This window comes from Paraburkholderia sp. (assembly GCF_035501035.1).
In the GTDB taxonomy this organism is placed as follows: domain Bacteria; phylum Pseudomonadota; class Gammaproteobacteria; order Burkholderiales; family Burkholderiaceae; genus Paraburkholderia.
Window position 1 is genome coordinate 39,192 of sequence record NZ_DATJWR010000364.1, and the last position, 25,639, is coordinate 64,830.

Genomic DNA, 25,639 nt, shown 5'->3' on the forward strand with positions numbered 1-25,639 from the left:
CGCTTTCCGGTCCGCCTGCGGCCGGCTAACGCGCGTTGTTCGGGACCGGCGTGCCTTCGACCGATTGCGGCGAGCGCTCGCCACGTCGCAACAGACATGCGGTGACCATAGCGAAGATCACCATACATGCAGCGGGCACGAGCATGGGCGCCCTGGTGCTGCCCGTCGCTTCCTTGACGAACGGCACGAGATTCTGCGCGATGAAGCCGCCGATATTGCCGAGCGAGTTGATCGCCGCGATGCCTGCCGCCGCGCGCGCGCCGAAGAGGAACTTCGGCGGCAGCGTCCAGAAGCACGGAATCAGCAGATACATGCAGGGCGCGCCCAGGCACAGCGCGGCGAAGCGCAACGCATGGCCCGGCAGGAACACCGACGAAAGGAAGAACGCCGTGCCGAGCAGCGCCGACACCAGCATCGCGATGGTTGCATGATTGCTTGCGCGCAGCCGCGAGGGCAGCGTGGCGAGCACGAGCGTCGCCATCAGCCAGGGAATGATGTTGAGCAGGCCGTTCGTGGTGTTGCTCACGCCGAAGCCCTTCACGAGCGTCGGCAGCCAGTAGCTCACGCCATACACGGAAATCGAAAGCATCATGTAGTAGAGCGCCATGCCGAGCACGCGCGGCTCCGTGAATACGCTGAGCACCGAGCCGTGGCGCGCCTGCCCGCGCGCAGCCGTGCTCTCGGTCGTGAGCGTATGCGTGAGCCAGCGCTTCTCGCCATCCGAGAGAAACTTCGCCTGCTGCGGCGACTTCGGCAAAAGGAACAGCACGACGATCGTCAGCAGTACCGATGGAATGCCTGTGACCACGAACACGAGCTGCCAGCCTTGCAGGCCGAGCAGGCCGCCCTTGTCGAGCAGCCAGCCGCAGATCGGCGCGCCGATCATGTTGCCGAGGCTGCTGCCCACCGTGAAATAGCCGAGCATGCGCACGCGATGGCGCTGCGGGAACCAGAGCGTGAGGTAGTAGATCACGCCGGGATAAAGCCCCGCTTCGGAAGCCCCAAGCAAAAAGCGCAGGATGTAGAACATCGTGGCGTTCTGCGTGAAGGCGAGCAGGATCGTCACCACGCCCCATGTAAACATGATGCGCGCCATCCAGCGCGGTGCGCCGTACTTGTGGAGCAGGACATTGCTCGGCACCTCGAAGATCAGGTAGCCGATGAAGAACAGCGAAGCGCCAAGCCCGTACGCCACTTCCGAAAGCCCGAGGCTGCCGAGCATCTGGAGCTTCGCAAAGCTGATGTTGGAGCGGTCGATGTACGCGACCAGATAGAGCACGCCGAGCAGCGGCATCAGCCGCCAGCCCATGCGGTTGATCAGACGAGGCTCGTCGATCGCGGCAGTGACGTCGTTCACAAAGTCTCCTGAGCCCGCTACCGTCACGGGCCTTTGTTATGGGTAGTGTCGTCTTGCGCAGGCCGCGTGCGCGGCAACCGCGTTACTTCGCCTGCTGCGCGCGCCACTCGCGATACGTGGCGAGCGTCTCCTCGTCCGGCGGATACGTGCCGCGCAGCGGGCGCCCCGCCTCGATGCGCTCCGTGATGAACGCTTCGAGCTGCTCCTGCCCGGTGGCGTCGCGCGCCACCTCCTCGGCCATTTCGCGCGGCACGATCACGACGCCATCGGTATCGGCCACGACGATGTCGCCCGGATAGACGGGCACGCCGCCGCAGGCGATCGGCACGTTCATATCCACGGCGTGATGCTTCGCGAGATTGAGCGGCGCGCTCGCCCCCGTGCACCAGATGGGGAGGCCTAGCGCGGCGATCGTGCCGCTGTCGCGCACGGGGCCGTCCGAGACCATGCCCGCCACGCCGCGCTTCGCGAGCCGCAACGCGAGGATCGAGCCCACCGATGCCACCGTGCGATCGCCGCGGCAATCCTGCACGAGCACGCTGCCGGCGGGCGCCGTTTCCACGGCCTTGCGCTGCGGGTGGTCCGGGTTCTGGAACACGCCCACGTGGTCGAGGTCCTCGCGCGCCGGAATATTGCGCAGCGTAAACGCCGGCCCGACGAGATTCGGCGCGCCGGGCGCGGGCTTGACGAGCGGCGCCACGCCCTGAAGAAATACGTTGCGCAGGCCGCGCTTGAAAAGCTGGGTCGTGAGCGTCGCGGTGCTCACGTGACGCAGTTGCTCGAGCGCGGCGTCGCTCACCGGGTGGTTCGATGCGTTCATGATGGGTCGAATGGTGGATTGAGGCTATCAGTGAATTTCCGGTTCGCCGGCGTGGCTTTCGCAACTCTCGACGTCCGGCGTTTCGAGGAAGTCGAAATCGCAGCCCTTGTTCGCCTGCGTCACGTGCAACTGGTGCATCACGCCGAAGCCGCGCTCGAACGGCCGCTTCGGCGGTTTCCACGCCGCCTTGCGCCCGGCGAGTTCGGCCTCGCTCACATGCAGGTGCAGGCGGCGCGCCGCTACGTCGAGCTCGATGATGTCGCCATCTTTCACGAGCGCGAGCGGGCCTCCCACGAACGATTCCGGCGCGACGTGGAGCACACAGGCGCCGTAGCTCGTGCCGCTCATGCGCGCATCGGAAATGCGCAGCATGTCGCGCACTCCCTGCTCGAGCAGCTTCTGCGGGATCGGCAACTGGCCCCATTCGGGCATGCCGGGCGCGCCCACGGGACCCGCGTGCTGCAGCACGATCACGGAATCGGCGCTCACGTCGAGGTCGTCGCTGTCGATGCGCGCCGCCATGTCGTTGTAGTCCTTGAACACGATCGCGGCGCCGCGATGCTTGAGCAGATGCGGCTCCATTGCCGCGGGCTTGATCACGGCGCCGTCCGGCGCGAGATTGCCGGTGAGCACCGCGAGGCCGTCGCGCGCGACGAGCGCGTTGCCGCGCCTGCGAATCACGTCGTCGTTGAAAATCTCGGCGCCTGTGATGTTTTCGCCGAGTGTCTTGCCGTTGACGGTCATCTGCGTGCCGTCGATCAGTTCGCCCAGCTCCACGAGCAGCGCGCGCAGGCCGCCCGCGTAATAGAAGTCTTCCATCAGATACTGGCCCGCGGGGCGGATATTGCCGAGCACGGGCGTGATGCGCGCGAGTTCGTCGAAGCGCGCCGTGGTCAGATCGATGCCCGCGCGGCGCGCGACGGCCACGAGGTGCACGATCGCGTTGGTCGAACCCGACATCGCGAGCACCGTGGTCACGGCGTTGTCGAAGGCCTTGGCGGTGAGGATGTCCGAGGGCTTCTGGTCGGTCCACACCATCTCGACGATGCGCTGACCCGTGAGCGACGCGTACTGCGCGTGGCGCGAGTCCGCTGCCGGAATGGACGAGAATCCGGGCAGCGTGAGGCCTAGCGCCTCGGTGGCGCTCGTCATCGTGGAAGCGGTACCCATCGTCATGCAGTGGCCCGGCGAGCGCGCGATGCCGCTCTCGATGCCCTTCCACTCGTCTTCCGTGATCTTGCCCGCGCGCAGTTCGGCCCAGTACTTCCACGTATCCGAGCCGCTGCCGAGCGTGCGGCCATTCCAGTTGCCGCGCAGCATTGGGCCGGCCGGCAGATAGATGGCCGGCAGGTTCATGCTGATCGCGCCCATCAGGAGGCCCGGCGTGGTCTTGTCGCAGCCGCCCATCAGCACGCAGCCGTCGAACGGGTAGGACTTCAGCAGCTCTTCCGTTTCCATGGCGAGGAAGTTGCGGTAGAGCATGGTTGTGGGCTTCTGGAAAGGCTCGGCGAGCGTCATGACCGGCATCTCCACGGGGAACCCGCCCGCCTGCCAGATGCCGCGCTTCACGTCTTCCACCCGCTGCTTGAAGTGCGTGTGGCACGAGTTGATCTCGCTCCACGTGTTGACGACGGCGATCACCGGCTTGCCCATGTAGTCGGACGAGTGATAGCCCATCTGCGCCGTGCGCGAGCGGTGGCCGAACGAGCGTAGGTCGTTGACGCCGTACCAGCGGTAGCTGCGCAGCTCTTCAGGCTTCTTGCGGATTTGGGACAAGGTGTTCTCCATGATAACGCTACCATTCCAGCGGATAAAAAAAGCCGCCGGAATCCGGCGGGCTCCAGTTGGCCGTCGGCGACGAGGTGAGAGCAATGGTAGCGTTATCATCGGTGGCGCGATGCTGGGGGAAATACGGAGGCGCGGCACTCGCCTCGCGGAAACGGCAAAGCGCGCGCTGCGGCGGGCGCGAACCTGTCTGTGCCCTGAACCTCGTCCCGATCAGCAGGCGTGTGCGCGACTTGCGGATCTTGCCCGCCGCCTCGCGTCATGCGCTCGTGCGTCGAACCTCCCGGGCATCGATGCATGCATCGCCGAAGCCTGGGCGAGCAGTCAGCGCGGCCTTACCTTCTTTACCTACGTATGATCTGGTAACGGCGTAGTGAATACCCTGCGGGATTCGCACAGCAGCGCCAACCGTCGGCAATATCGATCCAGCCGTAGCGAAACGCCCCGCTTTCCCTCGACCGGAGCCCACCGCATGGACTTCAACGTCGGCCTCTTCGAACTGCTGCTGCTCGTTTCGGCATTGGTGGCCATGCTCGTGCGCCGCTTGCACATGCCGTACAGCGTCGGTCTGGTTATCGCCGGCATCACCTTCTCCTTTCTGGCCTCTTCGCGATTTCCCGTTATTCCCCTCAACAAGGACTTCATCTACAACGTGCTGTTGCCGCCGCTCATTTTCGAGGCTGCGTTTCACATGCGGTGGGACGCAGTCCGCAGAGACTTCGCCGTGGTCCAGACGTTAGCTATTGTCGGGGTGCTGGTGTCGGCGGGCGTGACGGCCATGGGCATGCACTACCTGCTGCACTGGGAATGGATCTCCGGGCTGCTGTTCGGTATGTTGATCGCCGCCACGGACCCGGTCTCCGTCCTTGCGACTTTCAGGGAAGCCGGCGTGGCGGGCCGCTTCAGGCATTTGATGGAGGCGGAAAGCCTGTTCAACGACGGGACGGCGGCAGCGGGCTTTCGCGTCGTACTGGCATTCGTCGGGGGCATGCACGTTCACCTGATCGACGTGTTCCGCATCTCCGCCATCGTGCTCCTGGGCTCGGTCTTTTGCGGCCTCTTGATCGGCAACGTCGCGCTCTCATTGCTACACCGCACCGACGATCATCTGGTCGAAATGACGTTTGCGATGATCGCGGCCTACGGCTCGTTTCTGCTCGCCGAGAATCTCCACCTGTCCGGCGTGCTGGCGACACTGGTCGCGGGCCTCGTGATGGGAACGCGCAACGCGGTGAATCCCATGACGAAGAAGGGACGCGAAGCCGTTGAAACCGTGCTCGAATACACGGTATTCGCCGCGAATTCGTTCATCTTCCTCTTCATTGGAATTCAGCAGGCTCAGCGCGAGTACGACACGGTGTGGCTGTCGATCGGCATCGCCGTGGCGGTTGTGATGCTTGCGCGCGCCGTGGCTGTGTACCCGTGTTGTGCGCTCTTCTCGCGCTCGTCCCTTCGCATCGACGTGCGGCATCAACACATCCTGTTCTGGGGCGGAATGCGCGGCGCCCTGGCTTTGGCCCTTGCGATGGGATTGCCGCCCGGCGTGCCTCGTCGAGAGGAAATCGTGACGCTGTCCTTTGCCGTGGTTGCCTTTTCGATCTTCGTTCAGGGCACGACGATGGCACTGCTGCTGCGGCGACTGCGAATCGTGTGACGCTACCGGAGCGTGGCGCGGATTTCAGTGGAGCATCGTGACCGGTGTTGAGGTCAGCCGCCAGAGCCTGGCGAGGATGGTCCATTTGTGAAAGAAGCCAAGGCGACTTGCGTCCAGCACCACGATATCCGCATGCCCCTTTGCCGCGCACTGCGCGATTGTCCGCTCCGGAGGGCCGAACACGCGTTTCCATGTGTACGGGACGCCGGCATCGTCGAGAATCGCCCGGGTCTGCATGAGCGCATCGAGCGCCGCCTGTTTCTCCCGTCTATGCAGCGTTGCCGCCGAATGAAACGCCAGGGCACGGCCCTGCGCCACATCGTCGAGCACTTCGACGATCTCGACCTCGGAGACGCATCGCTCGGAAAACAGGAACGCTCCGTGACGCGCCGCTTCGGTTGCCCCTCTGGCACCGAGCACGGGAATAAGTAGTTTCAGCACAACCAGCCTCCAGTCCACGCCAATGCGGCGTTCTCAGCTTGATTGAAGCACGGGCATCGTCAGGATGACGTAAAAGTACGGGAGCGGCGTATAAAAATGTCATTAACATCGAAACGCCACCTCGTGTCACGGATGATGTCTGCGCTGCTCGGCGTAGATTCGTGCGGCTGGTCCAGAGCGGCTCGCCGGAACTCACCTCACACCCACGAGGCAATAGCCAACACCGGTCTCCGTCACGATGTATTCGGGTCGAGCAGGTTCCCGCTCGAGTTTGTGGCGAAGGTTCGCCATATAGATCCGAAGATAGTTGGCGTTTTCCGCATGCGCGGGTCCCCAGACCTCCTCCAGAAGCTGTCGATGGGTCAGCACACGGCCAGCATGACGTACGAGTGCGACCAGCAGACGGTATTCGATTGCCGTCAAATGAACGGACTCACCGTCTCGCAGCACCGATCGCGTCGTCAGGTCGACCGTCACGGCGCCGAAGGATACCTTTGCCGAATCCGCGGTCATGCAGCGCTCCTGCCTGCGCAGCTGTGCCCGGATTCGCGCCATCAATTCGGCGACACCGAAGGGCTTGGTCAGATAGTCGTCCGCGCCGGCGTCGAGCGCCCCCACCTTTTCCTCTTCCCGGGTGCGCCCCGACAACACGATGACCGGCACGGAGGACCAGCCGCGCAGTTGCCGGATCACATCCTGACCATCGATGTCGGGCAGGCCGAGATCGACGATCACGAGATCGGGCCTGGCAGTCGCGGCAATGGCGAGCCCCTCCTGCCCGGTGTCCGCCTCGAATACACGCATCGCCTCGCGCTCCAGCGTGGCTCGCACATAGCGGCGGATATGCCTGTCGTCCTCGATCAGAACAACGTTGACGGTTGGCTCGCTCATGGCCTCAGGTACGATTCGTCGCGTCGCCGAGGCGCTTGCGTGAACCGGCGCACAGGGTGCCCCTGCACTCATGGCGCGCCGGCAATTCGCGTCCCGTCATGATCACTTTCGTGTTTGCGCAGCGCTGTCGCGGCATGGTCGCAAGTTTGACGGGCGTGCGCGGCAACGCCAGCCAGCGCGCCGCGCTTCGCCCGCATCGGCACATTCAGTGCACGGGCTTGAGTTCGTCAAGCGCGAGATTGAGCCGCAGCACATTCACGCGCGGCTCGCCGAATACGCCAAGCTGCCGCCCTGAAGTGTTCTGCGCAATCAGCCCGCTGACCTGCTCGAGCGTCAGCCCCCGTGCCTTCGCCACGCGCGCGGCCTGATATGCCGCCGCAGCCGGGCTGATGTCGGGGTCCAGACCGCTGCCGGAAGAGGTCACGAGATCCACCGGGATCGAAGCCGTGTTCGAAGGATCGGCCTCATGCAGCGCGGCAATGCGCCCCTTCACCTCGTCGGCAAGCGCCGGGTTCGTCGGACCCAGGTTCGAGCCGCCGGAATTCTGCGCGTTATACGGGTTCGGCGATGTCGCGGACAGCCGCCCCCAGAAGTAATGCGGCGCGTCGAACTGCTGGCCGATCAGCGCGGAGCCAACCGCCTTGCCATTCTCCTCGATCAGGCTGCCGTTGGCCTGATGCGAGAACACGGCCTGCGAGACCGCCGTCACCACGAGCGGATAGATGCCGCCCGTCATGACAGTCAGCAGTACGAACAACACCACCACGGGTCGCAATAAGTTGTTCATGATTCAGGCCCATCCAAATGCGGTAATCACCATGTCGATCAGCTTGATGAACGGAAATGGCATCAGGATTCCGCCAAGACCATAGATCAGCAGATTGCGGCGCAGCACAGCCGCGGCGCCGAGCGCACGATACCGTACGCCCTTGAGCGCGAGCGGGATGAGCGCGACGATGATCAGCGCGTTGAAGATCACCGCCGACAAAATGGCCGATGACGGCGAAGTCAGGTGCATCACGTCGAGCACGCGCAGGTTCGGGTAAGTCGAGGCGAAGGCCGCCGGAATGATCGCGAAGTACTTCGCAACGTCATTCGCAATGGAGAATGTCGTGAGCGAGCCGCGTGTCATCAGCATCTGCTTGCCGATCTCGACGATCTCGATCAGCTTCGTCGGGTTCGAATCGAGATCCACCATGTTGCCCGCTTCCTTCGCAGCTTGCGTGCCGGTGTTCATCGCCACCGCGACGTCGGCCTGCGCGAGCGCGGGCGCGTCGTTGGTGCCGTCGCCCGTCATCGCCACGAGACGCCCGGCCGTCTGGTGCGAGCGGATCATCGTGAGCTTGGCTTCCGGCGTGGCTTCGGCGAGGAAGTCGTCTACCCCAGCCTCCGCGGCAATGGCCGCGGCCGTGAGCCGGTTGTCGCCGGTGATCATGACCGTGCGGATGCCCATCTTGCGCAGTTCGGCAAAGCGCTCGCGGATGCCGCCCTTGACGATGTCCTTCAGTTCGATCACGCCGAGCACGCGGGCCGGCCCACCGCCGGTGCTGCCGTGGGCGCCCGGCTTCTCCGCGACCACGAGCGGCGTGCTGCCGCGCCTCGCCACGTCGGTCACCGCGGTGTTGACTTCGCCCGGATACCGGCCGCCGTTCGCCTCGACATACTGCTTGACGGCATCCGATGCGCCCTTGCGGATTTCGCGTTCCGGCAGATCGACGCCGCTCATCCGTGTCTGCGCCGTGAAGCCCAGAAACGTCGCGTGCAGCGCGCCCATGTCGCGCTCGCGGATATTGAAGCGCTGCTTCGCCAGCACGACGATGCTGCGGCCCTCCGGCGTTTCGTCGGCAAGCGATGCGAGCTGCGCCGCGTCCGCGAGGTCATGTTCCGAAACGCCCGGTGCGGGCACGAAGGCCGACGCCTGCCGGTTGCCCAGCGTGATGGTGCCGGTCTTGTCGAGCAGCAGCACGTCCACGTCGCCGGCCGCCTCGACGGCGCGCCCGGAGGTTGCAATCACGTTGGCCTGCATCATCCGGCTCATGCCCGCCACCCCAATGGCGGAAAGCAGCCCGCCGATGGTGGTGGGAATCAGGCAGACCAGCAGCGCCACGAGCGCCGTGATGGTCACGACATGCCCCGCCTGTGCGGCCGCGACGGAGAAGATCGAGAACGGCAGCAAGGTCGCGGTGGCGAAGAGCAGCACGAGCGTGAGCGCCACCAGCAGGATCGTCAGCGCGATCTCGTTTGGCGTCTTCTGGCGCTTCGCGCCTTCGACCATCGCGATCATCCGGTCGAGAAAAGCCTCGCCGGGATTGACCGATACGCGCACGACGATCCAGTCCGAGAGCACGCGCGTGCCTCCCGTCACCGACGAGAAGTCGCCGCCCGATTCGCGGATCACCGGCGCGGATTCGCCCGTGATGGCGGATTCGTCGACCGACGCGACGCCCTCGATGACGTCGCCGTCGGCGGGAATCGTGTCCCCCGCCTCGATCAGCACGACATCGCCTTTTCGCAGGTCGGTCGAAGTCGTGATCGTGACCGGCGATTTCGGATGCGGCTCGTTGAGCTTCTTCGCCATCACGTTGTGCTTCGCACTGCGAAGCGACGCCGCCTGTGCCTTCGAGCGGCCTTCGGCAAGCGCTTCGGCGAAGTTGGCGAAGAGCACGGTGAACCACAGCCACAGCGCAATGGCGAGAATGAAGCCTGCCGGCGCCTCGGCCTGGCCCGCGAGCGCGGCGAACCAAAGGATCGTCGTCAGGATGCTGCCCACGTACACGCAGAACATCACGGGGTTGCGCAACTGCGTGCGTGGCTTGAGCTTCCTGAACGACTCCACGATCGCGGGCTTCACGAGCACCGGGTCGAACATCGAGCGCGCAGCCGTGCGCGCCTGACCGAGGTTGTCGGGACGATGGGCAGGCTGTTGACCGGACGTAGTCATGCTGACCTCTGACTCAGTGACCTGTAATCATCGATAGATGCTCGGCAACAGGGCCGAGCGCAAGCGCGGGCACGAACGTGAGTGCGCCGATCAGGAGCACGGCCCCGAGCAGCAGCACGACGAACAGCGGACCGTGCGTGGGCAATGTGCCCTCTGTCACCCCAATGCGCTTTTTCTGCGCGAGCGAGCCCGCGATGGCGAGCACCGCGACTGCCGGCACGAAGCGCCCGAACCACATGGCGATTGCCAGCAGCACGTTGTAGAACGGCGTATTCACGGAGAGCCCCGCGAACGCGCTGCCATTGTTGTTCGTGGCCGAAGTGAATGCATAGAGAATCTCGGAGAATCCATGCGGGCCGGGATTGGCGATACCGGCGGTGCCGAGCGGCGAGAGCACGCCGATCGATGTACCAACCAGCACGATCATCGGCATGATAAGGACTGCGATCGACACCATCTTCATCTCGTACGACTCGATCTTCTTGCCGACGTATTCAGGCGTGCGCCCGATCATCAGCCCTGCGATGAATACCGCCAGCAGCGCGAAGACCAGCATGCCGTAAAGGCCCGAGCCCACGCCGCCGTAGACCACCTCGCCAAGTTGCATCATGAGGATCGGCACGAAGCCACCCATCGGCGTGAGCGAGTCGTGCATGTTGTTGACCGCGCCGCACGACGCCGAAGTGGTGGCGACCGTGAAAATGCCGGAATCGGCAATGCCGAAGCGCACTTCCTTGCCTTCCATGTTGCCGCCCGGCTGCAGCGCCGATCTGGCCTGGTCCACGTGGAGCGAGGTGAACAGCGGATTGCCCGCCTGCTCGAACGACACTTCACCCCAGCAGCCGATCGCAAACGCCACGGTCATCGCCGCGAGCACCGCATAACCTTGCCGGTTGTCGCCCACCATCCTGCCGAACACGACGCACAACGCCGCGCCAATGCACAGCATGGCCACCATCTGGACGAAATTCGCCAGTGGCGTGGGGTTCTCGTAAGGATGCGCGGAATTGGCATTGAAGAATCCGCCGCCGTTGGTGCCGAGCATCTTGATCGCTTCCTGGGAGGCGAGCGGCCCCATTGCAATGGTCTGCCTGTCCGCCTTCATGTCCTGCATCACGGGATTACCCTTCGCATCCTTGAGCGGATTGCCCTGTGCGTCGGTCTTCGGCACCTGGTAGGTCGTGACCTGCAGTGTCGGTACGTCCACATACGCCCTGAAATTCTGGATCGCCCCCTGGCTGACGAGCACCAGCGCGATCAGGAACGCAATGGGCATGAGGATGTACAGCGTGGAGCGCGTCACGTCGACCCAGAAATTGCCGATCGTGCTTGTCGTATGGCGCGCAAAGCCCCGGATCAGCGCGACGGCCACCGCAATGCCCGTCGCCGCGGAAAGGAAGTTCTGCACGGCGAGCGCCGTCATTTGCGTGAGATAGCTCACGGTGGTTTCGGGCGTGTAGTTCTGCCAGTTCGTGTTGGTGATGAAACTGACCGCCGTATTGAACGCGGCGTCAGGCGTCATCGGCCCGAAGCCCTGCGGGTTGGCTGGCAGCCATTGCTGCAGACGCAAGAAGCCATACACCACCAACGCGCCCAGCGCGTTGAAAAGCAGCACCGCGAACGCGTACTGCTTCCACGACATTTCGGCCTCGGGATCGACTCCCGCGAGGCGATAGAGCAGACGCTCGACCGGCCGCCCGATCCTGCTCACGACGATAGACGAACCGTCGAGCACGGAGGTCATGTAGTAACCGAGCGGGATCGCGACGGCAATCAGGACTACGATGAAAAGTACGACATGGAGAAGGTTGTAGGCGTTCATTCGAGTTCCTCCGCGCGCAGCAGCGCGTATACGAGGTACACGAGCAGGAGTAGTGTCGATGCGGCCGCGAGCCAGATCATCCATGAGGTCATGGCCGGCCTCCCGGTGCGTTCCTGTGCAGGTTCTCGCAGCCGATCACGAGCGCGAGAGAAAGCCCCAAAAAGGCGACGACGCCGATTACGTAGATCAGGTCCATTTCCGCTCCCTGTGACGAATCGCACAACGACAAAGTAATGCCGTCTCTGGTCGAAGACATGACAAGCCTATGCAAGGGCAAATAAAAAAGGTGTAAATATCGAAAGAACGGAAAGCGCCTGGCGGTGACGCTTCCCTGTGTCCATGCATCGATCAGCGTGATTGCGCAATTTGCTTAATTAACGATCACGGCGACCTTGATGCCATCCAATGACCTGCATAGCCTCTTTTCAGGCGCTTTACGCTCGCTGACCTCCGAGCGCCGTTGCCGCGCGGCCGCCGGTGACGAAAGACCGTATATGAACTGCGGGGCCGTGGTGTGCCGCGATAAACCCACGCGCACGCTATGACACACGCGACATCGTCACGGAACTGATGCACAATCGGCGGACCGTTGCCTGCCTTTCGCGAGTGGCGTTCAAAGCGGGCATGCACCGACGTCGTCCGATGCTTCTTGCGTTCAAACCACACGAGCGTAGACAACATGTCGAATCAGACCAACGCCGGCGTCGATCCGGCTAACCAGCGCGCGAACAACGCAGGTCCCCCGCATGCGCCACCCTCCACGCACGGTGCCACCGCAATGGGATCGCTCGCGCTCGCCGCGCTCGGCATCGTGTTCGGCGACCTGGGCACCAGTCCTCTATACGCACTGCAGGAGGCTTTCAATGGCGCGCGTGGCGTAGCCGCGACGCCGGAAAACGTGGTGGGAATCGTCTCGCTTTTCCTGTGGTCCCTCATCCTGATGGTGAGCATCAAGTATGTTCTTGTGCTGATGCAGGCCGACAATCACGGCGAAGGCGGATTGCTGGCGCTTCTCGCACTGCTGGTGGGCGAGCGTACCGGGCGCGAGATGCGGCGGGGCGCACTACGGTGGGTGTTCCTCGCGATGTTCGGCACGGCCATGCTGTACGGCGACGGCGTCATCACACCCGCGATATCCGTGCTGAGCGCGGTCGAGGGCATCGAGGTCGCCACACCCGCGTTCTCGCATTACGTCGTGCCGATCACGGTGGTGATCCTCGTGGCGCTGTTCGCTGTCCAGCCCCTGGGATCCGGCCGGGTCGGCGTGGCGTTCGGCCCGATTCTGGCGATCTGGTTCGTCGTGATCTTCGTCCTTGGCGTCGCGTCCGTTGCCACAACACCCACCATTCTTGCGGCGTTCAATCCGGCCAACGGCTTCACCTTCTTCCTGCACAACGGCTTCAGAGGCTTTCTCGCGCTGGGCGCGGTGGTGCTGTGCCTTACCGGCGGCGAGGCGTTGTATGCCGACATGGGGCACTTCGGCGCGCGCCCCATTCGTCTGGCCTGGTACGGGCTGGCGCTGCCTGCGCTGACCGCCAGCTATCTTGGACAGGGCGCACTCCTGCTGCGCGATCCTGGTGCGGCATCGCGGCCGTTCTATACGACCGTACCCGCGTGGGGCTTGTATCCCATGGTGGTGCTGGCAACGCTCGCCACCATCGTCGCGTCGCAGGCCCTGATCTCCGCCGTCTTCTCACTCACGCGACAGGCGGCGCAACTCGGACTATCACCGCGTGTGACAGTCCGGCATACCTCGTCAAGCACGGCCGGGCAGATCTACCTGCCAGGCTTGAACTGGCTTCTCATGGTCGGCACCATTGGCGTGGTGCTGCTCTTTCGCTCGTCCGACCGTCTCGCGGCCGCCTTTGGCATTGCAGTTTCGACGACCATGGCGATCACCACCATGCTGTTTGCCGCGTTCGCACACGTGCGATTGAAGTGGCCCATGTGGCGCATCGCACTTGTCGCCGGGATTTTCATGATTGTGGATGCATCTTTTGTCGCGGCCAACGCGTTGAAGTTTGCCGATGGTGGTTGGCTGCCACTGGCTGTCGGCAGCCTCACGTTCCTGGTATCGACATCCTGGCTGATCGGGCTGCGCGCAATGCGCCGCTCACGGGGCGATTCGGGCTTGCCGCTCAAAACCTTTATTTCGAGTCTCGCGAAAGACGCGCCATACCGGGTTACGGGCACCGCCGTGTTTCTGATGGCAGCCGGGGACTCAGTGCCTACCACCCTGCTTCATCATCTGAAGCACAATCAGGTCCTCCACCAGCGGGTGGTGCTGCTGACCTTGCTCACCGAGGAAATCCCGCGCGTACCGCAGCAAGCACGGTTCGATGTGGAATGCTTCGATCAGGGCTTCATTCGCGTCGTGGGTCGCTATGGCTACCTGGAGTCGCTCAACGTGCCGGACCTGCTCGAGCAAGCCCTGCAAAAAGCCGGACGAGAAACGTATGACGCCATGACCACCTCGTTCTACCTCGGGCGCGAGTCGCTCACTGTCCGTCCGGATCTGAATATCGGGCGACGTTTGCTGTTGAGTCTGTTTATTTTGCTGCGCAAGAACGAACTGGATGCGACTGCGCACCTGAAGGTGCCGCCTAACCGCGTAGTGGAGATGGGCGCGAGGCTCGACCTCGTTTGAGCGGATGGCGGCACGCTCATTGCGCGCCGGTGCTGTGTACGTCGTGCCGAAGGCCCCCGCTGAACATGATCGCGTGCTCAGCAGGCCGCCTCGAATGTGTCCATGACGACTTCGTCCCGAGCTTTTCGCTCAACCTGTCGACACGTGGCCAACACCATAGATGTGCACCTGTCCGTCCAATGGACGCTCTGGCATTTTGCTCCAGAGCCGGAAGCGAACCAGGCTCCAGTTCGTCGACTCGAAGCCGGCGACAGTCGCCAGAACGTCGGGGCTCGACAGCAGTTCTCTCGAACGTTCGATTTCCGCACGGCGCAACGACGCAAGATCCGCATGCGGCATGATCGGCACCGTTTCGCGCGTCGCATACTTCGCCCGCGTCATCTCTTTCGACATCTGCGCATGCCACACCGACCAGGTGTGCACCGATGGCCAGCCGAACGATTGCGTGAGGCCCACGAAGCCGGGCCCACACAGGAATTCGTTCAAGCCTTCAGTCGTATGCCAGAGATAGAAAGGCGCATACAGGTTGTCCGGGGACGAAGGCACGCCTTCTTTTCTTGCATGGAGATAGGCCTTGAACGCGAGGCCCGCAAAGCCATCCGTCGAATGACCGCGCTCGGCGATACGCCGGTCGATGATGCCCATGTCGTAGTCGGCCGGCAGCAGGATACTGTATTGCATCGCGATCATTGCGCAACCTCCTGCTGCGGGAACAGCGCCGCGACGCCACCGCTAAATGACCAGCCGTCGAAGCTCGTCATGCTGACGACGACCATGACATCTTCGGGACGGATGCCTGGCGATTCGGCGAGCACTTCGGTCAGGCGGCGATAGAAGGCCTCCTTCATCAATGTGCTGCGCGGCTTGCCGGCCGTAATGCAGATCAGCACATAGTTGTCCGAGCGCGGGCCGCCCATGTAGTGCCTGTCGAACACCAGTTCTTCCGGTTCATGCTGATGTATGACCTGGAAGCGGTCGTCGAGCGGCACGTCGAACGTCTCGACCATCGCGCGATGCACACCGTCCGACAAGACCTCCAAGTATGACCGGGGCTTCCCCTTGAGCAGCGAAATACGAGCCATTGGCATGTAGATCTCCTTAGTAAAGTTCACGCCTTGTCGAGCAGACTCATGGCGCTGGCCGCCGCGGGCCATCCTGCATAGAACGCGAGATGTGTGAAAGCCTCGGCCAGTTCCTCGCGCGTCAACCCGTTCTCGAGCGCCTTGGCAAGGTGGAAGGGCAACTGTTCGATCCGGTACAGCGAGACAAGCGCGGCCACCGTGATCAGGCTGCGGTCGCGCTTCGATAAACCGGTCCGCTCCCAGATATCGCCGAACAGCACGTTGTCGGTCACTTCGGCCAGCTTCGGCGCAACGCGCCCGAATGCCTTCTGCCCGAACCCCACCATTGAAGTCATGGCGCATTCTCCTCGTGTGAATTGAATTGATTGGCAAGGGCAGTGTATGGCGCTATGATGATTCCGAAAATCGGGATTTTCAAAACACACCATTCAGTTTTTCAGGACGATTCAATGCGGCGGGTCAACTTCGATCTAGATGCCTTGAGGAGCTTCGCGGCCGGGATGGAGCTTGGCAGCTTCGCCAAAGCGGCGGACCGGCTTGGGCGATCGACTTCTGCGGTCAGTGCGCAATTGAAGAAGCTCGAAGACCAGGCCGGCGTCGCGCTGCTGCGCAGGTCTGGCCGCGGCATGGCATTGACGGATGCCGGCGAAGTCATGCTCGGCTATGCGCGGAGGATGCTCGAACTGAACGATGAAGCGGCAATGGCCGTTGGCGTTGCCGGACTCGAAGGATCGGTGCGCCTCGGGTTGCAGGAAGACTTCGGCGAGCATTTGCTGCCCGATGTGCTGGGCCGTTTCGCGCGCAGCCACCCGGGTGTGCACATCGAGGCGAAAGTGGCACGCAATGTCGAACTGGTGTCCGACATGATCGGCGGCCGGCTCGACCTCGCGCTGACATGGCAAGGAACGCAGGACACGCCGTATAGGGAAGACGTGGGGAGCTACCAGCTGCAGTGGATCGGGCCTGCGGACGCACGCCCCGAATCGTGGAGAAACCAGAGTACGCCGCTGCCCCTCGTGGCATTCGATGCGCCCTGCCTCATGCGCACGATCGCGACGGACGCGCTGGATCGCGCTGGCATTGCGTGGCGGCTCGCGTTCACGAGCCACAGCCTCGGAGCCGTCTGGGCGGCAGTGGCCGCCGGGCTCGGTGTGACGGTGCGCACGAAGTTCGGGCTGAGGAACAATTTGCGCGCGCTGCCGGCTGCGGAGTACGGTTTGCCGGCGTTGCCGCGAGTCGGCCTCGTGCTTCATCGTCTGGAGATGGAACCTGACGAGACCTGTGCATTGCTCGCAGCCGACATCCGCGAAAGCGTTTCGGCTTGATAGCGGCTTTGGGTGGAGGGCCGCTATCGGCCCCGACTCCGATTGTCTCCCTCGCGTGGCCAAAGCGTCTCCCACCGCGCCGTTTATCCGCGCACGCAGCACGTCCATACTCGCACCCAACCCGGCGACACAGCGCCCCGGTTGCCCAGGCAAGAATCATGGACAAACTTCAAGCCATGCAGGCGGCGGTGTGCAAAGCGTCGCTTGCGGGCAGACAGTCGCGCGATGCCTGAGGCGCATTGCCGCAGCGATTGGCGCCGATCGCCACGGATTGTCGCCCTGAGGTGAACTCAGAATCCCGCCTGAGGCGCTTTATCCAGGCCGGCCGCGGCTCCATACTGGCTACCGAAGATTCGACGACCACGCCCACCCCATGTTAAACAGAGACGCGATTTGCTCCGGTGCGTATCTGGAGAGTTTTAATTTCCTCCCGCCCGATATTCTCTGGACCCAGGCCCAGATCGACCAGTCGCTCGCCGAGACGATGGCAAAGCGCCCCGCCGGCGAGGATGTCTGGGTGTTCGCGTACGGTTCGCTCATCTGGAATCCGCTCTCCAGCTACGACGAGCGCGTGGCCGCCACGCTGCACGGCTGGCACCGCAGCTTTTGCATCCGGCTCGTCGCGGGGCGCGGCACGCCGCAACGCCCGGGCCGCATGCTCGCGCTCGAACCGGGCGGCAGCGCGCAGGGCGTGGCGCTGCGGCTCGCCGCCGCCTCGCTCGAAGACGAGCTTCGCATCCTCTGGATACGCGAGATGGTCACCGGCGCCTACACGCCCACTTGGACCACCGTGACGCTCGCAACGGGCGAGACGAAGCCCGCCCTCGCCTTCGTGGCGAACGGCTGCCGGCAATACGAGAGCGATTCGAGCCCTTCGGCAATCGCCCATGTGATCGCGGCGGCGCAAGGCGCGCTCGGCAGCAATGCCGAATACGTGTTCCGGCTCAAGCAGGCACTGGCCGATTGCGCGCTGGCCGATGCGTACGTCGAAGAAGTCGCGCGAGCCATTGCACGTCTGCAAACGAATCAAGCCTGAGATTGTCACCCGCGAGGCAAGAGAGCCGTGTCCCGCGCGTTGTCTATCGCCGGTTCGGATGCCGGGATACTGCTTGCAACGGCGCAAGCCCCGACATCGACAACCGGCTCGCCGATGGCCGCACCACGTTGAGCGGCCAGCAGATTTCACCGTGGCGAACGCGTACGTCTGGGCTACGATGTGGCATGAACGCTCGGGCATGGATCTCAGCCATCCGAAGCATCTGATGGCCGGGATCGCACGCATCGATGCACGGCCTTCGGCGCAAAAGGCGCTGCGCGACGAAGCGGCGGTGGCGGCCCGGCACAAGGCGCTTCTCGCCGCCTGAAGGCTGCAGGCGATCCGGGCGTTGCGCAACGAAACCCGTTCCGACTTCGCACACCGCGTTGGTACAGGACGTGCTTGCGAATCGGGCCTTCACCTCACCTGGGAGCGCTGCCATGCAAACCGGATTCGCTACGGAGTTTTCCCACGTCAAACCGCAGGACACGTCGTTCGAGGGCGGCGGCCTGCGCGACTTCTTCCTCTATCGCGACCTCGGCATTGCCGATGCGACGCACGGCAAAGTGGTCGCGCAACTTGTCAGGGCAAATCTTGCTCCGGAACTGGGCACCGGCTGGCACCGGCATGAGGCGGACTTTCACATCGTCATCATGTTGAAGGGCTGGGCGCGCTTCATGTACGGCGACAAGGAGACGCTCGTCGAAGCGGGCGACTGCGTACATCAGGCGCCCGGCATCGCCCATTATTTGTTCGACTATTCGCCCGACATGGAGTACCTGGAAATCGTGAGCCCGGCGAACTTCAAGTCGATCGACGTCGAAGCGGCCTGCGCCGTTCCCGCGCCCACGCCGTGGACGAGCACCGCCCCGACGTGAAACCAGCGCGCCGGCGTCCGCTCGAAACGCTAAACCCCTAAAGCGCCCGAACCGCCGTGCGCGCCGACTCCGGCGCGCGCACCAACATCGGGCACGGCATGCCGCTCGCTAGCCGCCGCGCCGCTGCGTTACGCCTCTATTTAGTGCCTGGTTGGTGCCTGGTTAGCGCCTGGTGGGCGCACAAAGCCGCTGCGCTTCGGCCTGTCCCCGCGTCTCGCCTCGCGCGCCTCGCTGTTTCACCGCATCGGCATGGAAGTTGCATCGACCCCATCAGCCCGATCACCCGGCGTTGCGGTAGTCGCCGCACGGCGTGCGTGCCGGCCGCGTCCTCGCGACGCGCGCACTGGCATCGATTTTTCGATCAGGCGATCCGCCGGCGCCACGCGAAACCCAGTGCGAGCGTGCACCGGCGATAATCAGGCGTCACCGATCGAAAGCAGCGCACCGCGGCGCGTGAAGCGACCGCCGGTCAGGGCAGTCGGGGCAGGTTCTGCCAGGCACAGCGGACGGAAGAACGGATATGACGCAAATATTCTTCAACGAGATGTTCGAGCACGGGGAATTCGACGTTCGGGGCATGGCTGCCACGGCGTTCGCGCAGGCAGGCGAGCCTCGCGCGCACTACCGCGAATTCTTCGCGTGGATGTGCAGCCAGAGCGAGCAGCAGATGCACAAGAAGCGCGCGGAAGCCGATGCCATCTTCAGGCGCGTGGGCATCACGTTCGCGGTCTACGGCGAGAAGGACGTGACGGGCGCGGGCACCGAGCGCACGATTCCCTTCGATGTGATTCCGCGCATCTTCCCGCGCCAGGAGTGGAACCAGCTCGAACGCGGCTTGCGCCAGCGCGTGAACGCGCTCAACTGCTTCATCCACGACATCTATCACGGGCAGGAAATCATCAAGCGCGGCATCGTGCCCGCCGATCAGATCCTGCGCAACGCGCAGTACCGCCCCGAGATGCAGGGCGTAACCGTGGCGCGCGACATCTACGCGCATATCGCCGGCATCGACATCGTGCGCGCCGGCGAGGGCGAATTCTACGTGCTCGAAGACAATCTGCGCGTGCCTTCCGGCGTCTCCTACATGCTGGAAAACCGCAAGATGATGATGCGGCTCTTTCCCGACCTGTTCGTGCGCAACCGCATTGCGCCGGTCGCGCACTACCCCGACCTGCTGCTCGACACGCTGCGCGCCGCGGCTCCAGCCGGCGCCGACAACCCCACCGTCGTGCTGCTCACGCCGGGCATGTACAACTCGGCCTACTTCGAGCATGCGTTCCTCGCGCAGCAAATGGGCATCGAGCTGGTCGAGGGCCAGGATCTGTTCGTCGACAACGACTATCTCTACATGCGCACGACGCAGGGACGGCAACGCGTGGACGTGATCTACCGCCGCGTGGACGACGACTTCCTCGACCCGCTCACGTTCCGCCCCGACTCCGCGCTCGGCGCGGCGGGCCTCATGAACGTCTACCGCAAGGGCAACGTCACGCTGTGCAACGCGGTGGGCACAGGCCTCGCCGACGACAAATCGATCTACCCGTATGTGCCCGACATGGTGCGTTTCTATCTGGGCGAAGAGCCGCTACTGAACAACGTGCCCACGTGGATGTGCCGCAAGCCCGACGATCTGCGCTACGTGCTCGACCATCTGCCGGAACTGGTCGTGAAGGAAACGCACGGCGCGGGCGGTTACGGCATGCTGGTGGGTCCGGCCTCCACAAAGGCCGAGATCGAGGCGTTCCGCGCGGCGCTCGTCGCGAACCCGGACAAGTACATTGCGCAACCCACGCTCTCGCTCTCCACCTGCCCGACCTGGGTCGAAACGGGCATCGCGCCGCGCCATATCGATCTGCGTCCGTTCGTGCTCTCGGGCAAGGAAGTTGTCATGGTGCCGGGCGGGCTCACGCGCGTCGCGCTGCGCGAAGGCTCGCTCGTCGTCAATTCCTCGCAAGGCGGCGGCACCAAGGACACCTGGGTTCTGGAACGCTAGCCCATCGATCAGGATAGCGAACGAATAGCGGAGGCCGAGATCACGCGATGAACGAACCGCAACTTGTCGATGACGGGCGGGGCCGGCGCGAACGGGTAGCCATCCGGCATACCGAGGCTGCGGTTCAGGCTGTTGAGCACGTAGGTGAGCGGAAACCAGCGCGCCATCAGGCCGTCGAAGCTCGCCTCGTCGACCGGCGTCTGGTCGACCAGCACGGGCTCGTCCGCGTGCTCGGGCAGCAGTGCGAGGCCGCTGGCGGTTGCCGTGTCGAGCGTGTCGACGATATGCAGGTAGTGCGCCCACGTCTCGGCCCAGTCCTCCCACGGGTGCACCGACGCATACGCGCTCACATAGCGCTCGGCCCAGGCGGGCGCGGGGCCTTCGGCGTAATGCGAGGCAAGCGCTGCGGCATAGTCGGCCCGCTCGTCGCCGAAGCAGCGGCGAAAGGGTTCGAGCCAACGCGTGCCCGCAATAAGGCGGTCGAAGTAGTAGTGGCCGGCCTCGTGGCGGAAATGCCCCAGCAAGGTGCGATATGGCTCGTGCAGCGAGACGCGCGTGCGCTCGCGATGCGCGTCGTCGGCCTCGGCGATGTTCATCGTGATGAGGCCATGATCGTGGCCCGTCATGACGCTCTGGCCGTCGGGCGCATCTTCGAGGAATTCGAATTGCAGGCCGTGCTCGGGGTCTTCGGCTCGCGTCGCGAGCGGCAGGCCGAGCGCGCCCAGCGTGTAGAGCAGGCGCCGCTTGGCCGTTTCCATGCGATACCAGTAAAGACGGTTCTCGGGCCGCGTGAGATCCGGAATCGTGCGCGTGAACTGGCAGGCCCGGCACAGCGTGTCCGCGCAATCGTCCGGGATCATGCCGTTGCAGACGTTTTCGACCATGTAGTTGTGGCACTGGCGAAAGAGGGCGCCCTCGCCCTGCTCGTTCAGGATGCGCCAGCGGCCTTCACCCGCTTCCTCGAACGCATGCATCTCGCCCATCTGCGGCACATAGCCGAGGCGCGCCTGGCAGCGCTCGCAGCGGTCGTTCTCGAAGAACACCAGTTGATTGCAGTGGTCGCAGTGAAACGTCTTCATTGCTGCTTTCCTGTGGTTGTTGCGCGGGCCGCAGTGCCCGCGGTGCCTCGTGCAGCACGCCGCGTGCCGCAACCAGCGGCGCCCGCTTTTCCCGCTTTTCCCGCTTTTCCCGACTTCGCCGCCTTTCGCTTCCTCGCCGCGCCCGCATGGCCGCCGCTGTCACATCCGGCACCCACGCCGTCTGCATCATACGCACGCGGGCGTGTTGCGCGCGCGAGGCCATCAGCCCCTCGCCCGCGGCCTTTGCAAAGCATGGCGCGGTGCGCGCCTTTTCTTCCCTGCCGTTCACGTCGATCGAGGAGTTGGGTGTGTCCATCCGTGTCGCGTTAAACCATGTCACGCAGTATCGCTATGACCGGCTCGTGCGCCTCGCGCCGCACGTGGTGCGCCTGCGCCCCGCGCCGCACTGCCGCACGCCCATCCTCTCGTACTCGATGCGCGTGGAGCCCGCCGTTCATTTCGTCAACTGGCAGCAGGACCCGTTCGCCAACTACCAGGCGCGGCTCGCGTTTCCCGAGCCGATGCGCGAGTTCCGCGTCACGATCGACCTGATCGCGGAGATGGCGGTCTACAACCCGTTCGACTTCTTCCTCGAACCGGGCGCCGAGCACTTTCCGTTCACCTACGCGCCCGAACTCGCGGCCGAACTGGCGCCGTACCTCGCGCGCAGCGCGCTGACGCCGCGCTTCGCCGCCTTCATGGAGACGATCGACCGCTCGCCTTCGCCCGCGCCCCGCACCATCGATTTTCTCGTCGAACTGAACCAGCGCCTGCAACGCGAGATTGGCTACCTCATCCGCATGGAGGCGGGCGTGCAGACGCCCGAGCAAACGCTGGAAAAGGGCTCGGGCTCGTGCCGCGACACGGGCTGGCTGCTCGTGCAGACGCTGCGCCACCTCGGGCTCGCGGCGCGCTTCGTTTCGGGCTACCTGCTGCAGCTCACGCCCGACGTCAAGGCGATCGACGGCCCGCGCGGCGCCGAGTCCGATTTCACGGACCTGCACGCATGGTGCGAGGTCTACCTGCCGGGCGCGGGCTGGATCGGCTTCGACCCGACCTCGGGGCTGCTTGCGGGTGAAGGCCATATTCCTGTCGCCTGCACACCGGAGCCCGGCAGCGCCGCGCCGATCTCGGGCGCGCTGGACGAATGCGAAGTCGAGTTCTCGCATTCGATGACGATCGAGCGCGCGCAGGAGACGCCGCGCGTGACGAAGCCGTACACCGAAGCGCAATGGGCCGGCCTGCATGCGGCGGGCGCCCAGGTGGACGCCGCGCTGGCCGAACAGGACGTGCGCCTGACGATGGGGGGCGAGCCGACCTTCGTGGCGGCGGCCGACCGCGACGCGCCCGAATGGAACACCGATGCGCTCGGCCCGACCAAGCGCCGCTACGCCATCGCGCTCATGGACAAGCTGCGCGTGCGCTACGGCGCGCAGGGCTTCCTGCATATCGGCCAGGGCAAGTGGTATCCGGGCGAGCAGCTGCCGCGCTGGGCGCTCTCGCTCTACTGGCGCACCGACGGCGAGCCCTGCTGGCGCGACCCCCGTCTCTTCGCCGACGAGCGCTCGCCCGCTCATCACACAGCCGCCGACGCGCAGCGCTTCATCGCACACCTCGCCGCGAAGCTCGCGGTCGATCCGCAGCATGTGCACGCCGGCTACGAGGACACCTGGTACTACCTGTGGCGCGAACGCCGCCTGCCCGTGAACGTGGACCCGTTCGACTCGCGCCTCGACGACGAACTCGAGCGCATGAGGCTGCGCCGCGTGTTCGACGCGGGGCTCGACACCGTGACCGGCTACGTGCTGCCGCTCGCGTGCGAGCGCGCGGAGACCCCAGCGGCCGAACCTGCCTTGCAGGGGCCGCGCTGGGTGAGCGGCCCGTGGTTCTTCCGCGACGAACGCATGTACCTCATTCCCGGCGATTCGCCGATGGGCTACCGGCTGCCGCTCGACTCGCTGCCGTGGGTCGCGGCGGGCGACTACCCGTGGCTGCACGCGCGCGATCCTTTCGCCGCGCCGGCGCCGCTGCGCAGCGCGGCCGAGTTGCGCATGCAATATGAGAGCGGGTTCGCCGCCGCGCAGCCGCCGTACGACGAAAGCGCCACCGGGGCCCCCGTGGCTGCCTGGGCCGAAGGCGTAGGGCACGGCGCAGGCCACGCTGCGGGGCACGGCAGCGAAGCCGGCACGAGTCGCCATGATCGCTACCCCGAGCGAGGCGAATCCGCCGCATGGCTGCACCGCACCGCGCTGTGCGTCGAAGTGCGCGACCCATCGCGCGCCGCGGGCCCGAATGCCGAAGCCGCCTCGTTCGGCAGCGCGCAGGGCCAGTTGCACGTTTTCATGCCGCCGCTCGCCGAACTCGACGATTACCTCGACCTGCTCGCCGCCGTCGAAGCCACCGCCGCCGACCTCGCGCTGCCTGTGGTGATCGAGGGCTATCCGCCGCCGCGCGACCCGCGCCTCAAGCTGCTCCAGGTCACACCCGACCCAGGCGTGATCGAGGTGAACATCCACCCGTCGTCGCACTGGGAAGAACTGGTCGAGCGCACCGAATTCCTCTATCAGGCCGCGCACGAAACCGCGCTCTCCACCGAAAAGTTCATGCTCGACGGCCGCCACACCGGCACCGGCGGCGGCAATCACTTCGTGCTGGGCGGCGCCACGCCCGCCGACAGCCCGTTCCTGCGCCGCCCCGACCTGCTCGCGAGCCTCGTGGCCTACTGGCACAACCATCCGTCGCTCTCCTACCTGTTTTCGGGCCTCTTCATCGGGCCGACGAGCCAGGCGCCACGCGTGGACGAGGCCCGCAACGATCAGGTCTACGAACTGGAAATCGCGCTCAAGGAAATCCAGCGTCAGGTCGACCTGCTGCAGGACCTGGGCGTAGATGCGAGGAGCGGCGAGCGTGTGCCGCCCTGGCTCATCGACCGCGCGCTGCGCAACATCCTCATCGACGTGACCGGCAACACGCACCGCGCCGAGTTCTGCATCGACAAGCTCTACTCGCCCGACGGGCCGACCGGCCGGCTCGGCCTGCTCGAACTGCGCGGCTTCGAAATGCCGCCGCACGCGCGCATGAGCCTCGCGCAGCAACTGCTGCTGCGCGCGCTCGTCGCGCGCTTCTGGAAAACGCCGTACACGGAGCGCCTCGCGCGCTGGGGCACCGCGCTGCACGACCGCTTCATGCTGTCCACTTTCGTGCAGATGGACTTCGACGACGTGCTCGCCGAAACGACCGCGGCAGGCTTCGCGCTCGATCCCGCATGGTTCGCGCCGCACTTCGAGTTCCGCTTCCCGCTGGTCGGCGAGCTGCACACGAGCGGCATCTCCCTCACTGTGCGCCACGCGCTCGAACCATGGCACGTGATGGGCGAGGAAGGCGCGAGCGGCGCCACGGTGCGGTATGTCGATTCTTCGGTGGAGCGGCTCGAAGTGCGCCTGCTCGGCATCAACGAGAGCCGTCATCTGATCAGCGTGAACGGCCGCGCGCTGCCGCTGCAGCCCACCGGGCGCGTGGGCGAGAGCGTGGCGGGCGTGCGCTTTCGCGCATGGCAGCAACCGTCCGCGCTGCACCCCACCATCGGCATGCATGCGCCGCTCACGTTCGATATCGTCGATAGCTGGAGTGCACGCGCCATCGGCGGATGCCAGTATCATGTCGCCCATCCGGGCGGCCGCAATTATCAGACGTTTCCGGTCAACGCCTACGAGGCCGAAAGCCGGCGGCGCGCGCGCTTCTTCACGACCGGGCATACGCCGGGGCCCGTGGAGGTGCCACCTGCCGAACGCAGCCTCGAATTTCCGTTCACACTCGATCTGCGGCGCGGCTGAGTCCGGCCGATAACACGAGAAGAGCCCCAACCAAAGGCGCGCCGCGAGGCCACGG

General features: G+C 64.8%; 21 protein-coding genes. 8 read left to right on the forward strand and 13 right to left on the reverse strand.

Features of this window, described 5'->3' with window-relative positions:
• Nucleotides 1–25 precede the first annotated feature (25 nt).
• The 3 genes from VMJ11_RS26620 to araD form a co-directional block, all read right to left on the reverse strand.
• Nucleotides 26–1,309, reverse strand: coding sequence for an MFS transporter (locus tag VMJ11_RS26620; RefSeq protein WP_414694482.1), 1,284 nt, complete (start codon nucleotides 1,307–1,309; stop codon nucleotides 26–28).
• Between the two features lie 130 nt (nucleotides 1,310–1,439).
• Nucleotides 1,440–2,177: a ribonuclease activity regulator RraA gene (locus tag VMJ11_RS26625; protein WP_325623361.1), complete on the reverse strand. Its 738-nt coding sequence runs from the start codon at nucleotides 2,175–2,177 to the stop codon at nucleotides 1,440–1,442.
• 27 nt (nucleotides 2,178–2,204) lie between these two features.
• Nucleotides 2,205–3,965: an L-arabinonate dehydratase gene (araD, locus tag VMJ11_RS26630; RefSeq protein WP_325623363.1), complete on the reverse strand. Its 1,761-nt coding sequence runs from the start codon at nucleotides 3,963–3,965 to the stop codon at nucleotides 2,205–2,207.
• A 469-nt stretch (nucleotides 3,966–4,434) separates the two neighbouring features.
• Here araD and VMJ11_RS26635 point away from each other — a divergent pair, with 469 nt between their 5' ends.
• Nucleotides 4,435–5,616 (forward strand): sodium:proton antiporter, encoded by a 1,182-nt coding sequence (locus VMJ11_RS26635; RefSeq protein ID WP_325623365.1) that lies wholly within the window; start codon nucleotides 4,435–4,437, stop codon nucleotides 5,614–5,616.
• 24 nt (nucleotides 5,617–5,640) lie between these two features.
• Here the strand turns inward: VMJ11_RS26635 and VMJ11_RS26640 are convergent, their stop codons facing one another.
• From VMJ11_RS26640 to VMJ11_RS26665, 6 genes are all read right to left on the reverse strand, one after another.
• Nucleotides 5,641–6,057 carry a universal stress protein gene (locus tag VMJ11_RS26640; RefSeq protein ID WP_325623452.1) on the reverse strand — a complete coding sequence of 139 codons (417 nt, stop codon included), beginning with the start codon at nucleotides 6,055–6,057 and terminating at the stop codon, nucleotides 5,641–5,643.
• Between the two features lie 192 nt (nucleotides 6,058–6,249).
• A complete protein-coding gene (locus VMJ11_RS26645) occupies nucleotides 6,250–6,948 on the reverse strand; it encodes a response regulator (protein WP_325623367.1) in 699 nt (232 codons plus the stop codon).
• 205 nt (nucleotides 6,949–7,153) lie between these two features.
• Nucleotides 7,154–7,735: a potassium-transporting ATPase subunit KdpC gene (gene kdpC / locus VMJ11_RS26650; RefSeq protein ID WP_325623369.1), complete on the reverse strand. Its 582-nt coding sequence runs from the start codon at nucleotides 7,733–7,735 to the stop codon at nucleotides 7,154–7,156.
• A 3-nt stretch (nucleotides 7,736–7,738) separates the two neighbouring features.
• Nucleotides 7,739–9,889, reverse strand: a complete 2,151-nt coding sequence (gene kdpB, locus VMJ11_RS26655) for a potassium-transporting ATPase subunit KdpB (protein ID WP_325623371.1) — start codon at nucleotides 9,887–9,889, stop codon at nucleotides 7,739–7,741.
• A gap of 13 nt (nucleotides 9,890–9,902) precedes the next feature.
• On the reverse strand, nucleotides 9,903–11,711 hold the full coding sequence (gene kdpA / locus VMJ11_RS26660; protein WP_325623373.1) for a potassium-transporting ATPase subunit KdpA: 1,809 nt from the start codon (nucleotides 11,709–11,711) through the stop codon (nucleotides 9,903–9,905).
• On the reverse strand, nucleotides 11,708–11,803 hold the full coding sequence (locus tag VMJ11_RS26665; RefSeq protein ID WP_325623375.1) for a potassium-transporting ATPase subunit F: 96 nt from the start codon (nucleotides 11,801–11,803) through the stop codon (nucleotides 11,708–11,710). The genes kdpA and VMJ11_RS26665 overlap by 4 nt, the downstream gene beginning before the upstream one ends.
• Nucleotides 11,804–12,390: 587 nt before the next feature.
• Between VMJ11_RS26665 and VMJ11_RS26670 the strand changes: the two genes are divergently transcribed.
• On the forward strand, nucleotides 12,391–14,358 hold the full coding sequence (locus VMJ11_RS26670) for a KUP/HAK/KT family potassium transporter (RefSeq protein WP_325623377.1): 1,968 nt from the start codon (nucleotides 12,391–12,393) through the stop codon (nucleotides 14,356–14,358).
• A 129-nt stretch (nucleotides 14,359–14,487) separates the two neighbouring features.
• Here the strand turns inward: VMJ11_RS26670 and VMJ11_RS26675 are convergent, their stop codons facing one another.
• Genes VMJ11_RS26675 through VMJ11_RS26685 form a run of 3 tightly spaced genes read right to left on the reverse strand, consistent with a single transcriptional unit; the run spans nucleotide 14,488 to nucleotide 15,775 of the window.
• Entirely contained in the window at nucleotides 14,488–15,003 is a 516-nt protein-coding gene (locus VMJ11_RS26675; protein ID WP_325623379.1) for a DUF4865 family protein, read from the reverse strand.
• Between the two features lie 41 nt (nucleotides 15,004–15,044).
• Nucleotides 15,045–15,446, reverse strand: a complete 402-nt coding sequence (locus VMJ11_RS26680; protein ID WP_325623381.1) for a tautomerase family protein — start codon at nucleotides 15,444–15,446, stop codon at nucleotides 15,045–15,047.
• Between the two features lie 20 nt (nucleotides 15,447–15,466).
• Nucleotides 15,467–15,775 carry a carboxymuconolactone decarboxylase family protein gene (locus VMJ11_RS26685; protein WP_325623383.1) on the reverse strand — a complete coding sequence of 103 codons (309 nt, stop codon included), beginning with the start codon at nucleotides 15,773–15,775 and terminating at the stop codon, nucleotides 15,467–15,469.
• A 114-nt stretch (nucleotides 15,776–15,889) separates the two neighbouring features.
• On the opposite strand from VMJ11_RS26685, the gene VMJ11_RS26690 reads away from it, so the two are divergent.
• From VMJ11_RS26690 to VMJ11_RS26710, 5 genes are all read left to right on the forward strand, one after another.
• Nucleotides 15,890–16,765 (forward strand): LysR substrate-binding domain-containing protein, encoded by an 876-nt coding sequence (locus tag VMJ11_RS26690; protein ID WP_325623385.1) that lies wholly within the window; start codon nucleotides 15,890–15,892, stop codon nucleotides 16,763–16,765.
• 373 nt (nucleotides 16,766–17,138) lie between these two features.
• Nucleotides 17,139–17,801 carry a gamma-glutamylcyclotransferase gene (locus VMJ11_RS26695; protein ID WP_325623387.1) on the forward strand — a complete coding sequence of 221 codons (663 nt, stop codon included), beginning with the start codon at nucleotides 17,139–17,141 and terminating at the stop codon, nucleotides 17,799–17,801.
• Between the two features lie 151 nt (nucleotides 17,802–17,952).
• A complete protein-coding gene (locus VMJ11_RS26700) occupies nucleotides 17,953–18,129 on the forward strand; it encodes a hypothetical protein (protein WP_325623389.1) in 177 nt (58 codons plus the stop codon).
• Nucleotides 18,130–18,241: 112 nt separating this feature from the next.
• Entirely contained in the window at nucleotides 18,242–18,679 is a 438-nt protein-coding gene (locus VMJ11_RS26705; RefSeq protein ID WP_325623391.1) for a cupin domain-containing protein, read from the forward strand.
• A 520-nt stretch (nucleotides 18,680–19,199) separates the two neighbouring features.
• A complete protein-coding gene (locus VMJ11_RS26710; RefSeq protein ID WP_325623393.1) occupies nucleotides 19,200–20,672 on the forward strand; it encodes a circularly permuted type 2 ATP-grasp protein in 1,473 nt (490 codons plus the stop codon).
• Between the two features lie 8 nt (nucleotides 20,673–20,680).
• Here the strand turns inward: VMJ11_RS26710 and VMJ11_RS26715 are convergent, their stop codons facing one another.
• The gene (locus VMJ11_RS26715; RefSeq protein WP_325623394.1) at nucleotides 20,681–21,751 is read right to left on the reverse strand and encodes a putative zinc-binding metallopeptidase; all 1,071 of its coding nucleotides are present in this window, start codon (nucleotides 21,749–21,751) and stop codon (nucleotides 20,681–20,683) included.
• Between the two features lie 308 nt (nucleotides 21,752–22,059).
• Here VMJ11_RS26715 and VMJ11_RS26720 point away from each other — a divergent pair, with 308 nt between their 5' ends.
• Nucleotides 22,060–25,584 carry a transglutaminase family protein gene (locus VMJ11_RS26720; protein ID WP_325623396.1) on the forward strand — a complete coding sequence of 1,175 codons (3,525 nt, stop codon included), beginning with the start codon at nucleotides 22,060–22,062 and terminating at the stop codon, nucleotides 25,582–25,584.
• The last annotated feature ends 55 nt before the right edge of the window (nucleotides 25,585–25,639 follow it).

What these genes read in the sequence shown, in the direction of transcription:
- VMJ11_RS26620 (WP_414694482.1), bottom strand. Translation starts at nt 1,309, where the DNA reads ATGGGCTGGCGGCTGATGCCGCTGCTCGGCGTGCTCTATCTGGTCGCG.
- VMJ11_RS26625 (WP_325623361.1), bottom strand. Translation starts at nt 2,177, where the DNA reads ATGAACGCATCGAACCACCCGGTGAGCGACGCCGCGCTCGAGCAACTG.
- araD (WP_325623363.1), bottom strand. Translation starts at nt 3,965, where the DNA reads ATGGAGAACACCTTGTCCCAAATCCGCAAGAAGCCTGAAGAGCTGCGC.
- VMJ11_RS26635 (WP_325623365.1), top strand. Translation starts at nt 4,435, where the DNA reads ATGGACTTCAACGTCGGCCTCTTCGAACTGCTGCTGCTCGTTTCGGCA.
- VMJ11_RS26645 (WP_325623367.1), bottom strand. Translation starts at nt 6,948, where the DNA reads ATGAGCGAGCCAACCGTCAACGTTGTTCTGATCGAGGACGACAGGCAT.
- kdpC (WP_325623369.1), bottom strand. Translation starts at nt 7,735, where the DNA reads ATGAACAACTTATTGCGACCCGTGGTGGTGTTGTTCGTACTGCTGACT.
- kdpB (WP_325623371.1), bottom strand. Translation starts at nt 9,889, where the DNA reads ATGACTACGTCCGGTCAACAGCCTGCCCATCGTCCCGACAACCTCGGT.
- kdpA (WP_325623373.1), bottom strand. Translation starts at nt 11,711, where the DNA reads ATGAACGCCTACAACCTTCTCCATGTCGTACTTTTCATCGTAGTCCTG.
- VMJ11_RS26665 (WP_325623375.1), bottom strand. Translation starts at nt 11,803, where the DNA reads ATGACCTCATGGATGATCTGGCTCGCGGCCGCATCGACACTACTCCTG.
- VMJ11_RS26670 (WP_325623377.1), top strand. Translation starts at nt 12,391, where the DNA reads ATGTCGAATCAGACCAACGCCGGCGTCGATCCGGCTAACCAGCGCGCG.
- VMJ11_RS26675 (WP_325623379.1), bottom strand. Translation starts at nt 15,003, where the DNA reads ATGGGCATCATCGACCGGCGTATCGCCGAGCGCGGTCATTCGACGGAT.
- VMJ11_RS26680 (WP_325623381.1), bottom strand. Translation starts at nt 15,446, where the DNA reads ATGCCAATGGCTCGTATTTCGCTGCTCAAGGGGAAGCCCCGGTCATAC.
- VMJ11_RS26685 (WP_325623383.1), bottom strand. Translation starts at nt 15,775, where the DNA reads ATGACTTCAATGGTGGGGTTCGGGCAGAAGGCATTCGGGCGCGTTGCG.
- VMJ11_RS26690 (WP_325623385.1), top strand. Translation starts at nt 15,890, where the DNA reads ATGCGGCGGGTCAACTTCGATCTAGATGCCTTGAGGAGCTTCGCGGCC.
- VMJ11_RS26695 (WP_325623387.1), top strand. Translation starts at nt 17,139, where the DNA reads ATGTTAAACAGAGACGCGATTTGCTCCGGTGCGTATCTGGAGAGTTTT.
- VMJ11_RS26705 (WP_325623391.1), top strand. Translation starts at nt 18,242, where the DNA reads ATGCAAACCGGATTCGCTACGGAGTTTTCCCACGTCAAACCGCAGGAC.
- VMJ11_RS26710 (WP_325623393.1), top strand. Translation starts at nt 19,200, where the DNA reads ATGACGCAAATATTCTTCAACGAGATGTTCGAGCACGGGGAATTCGAC.
- VMJ11_RS26715 (WP_325623394.1), bottom strand. Translation starts at nt 21,751, where the DNA reads ATGAAGACGTTTCACTGCGACCACTGCAATCAACTGGTGTTCTTCGAG.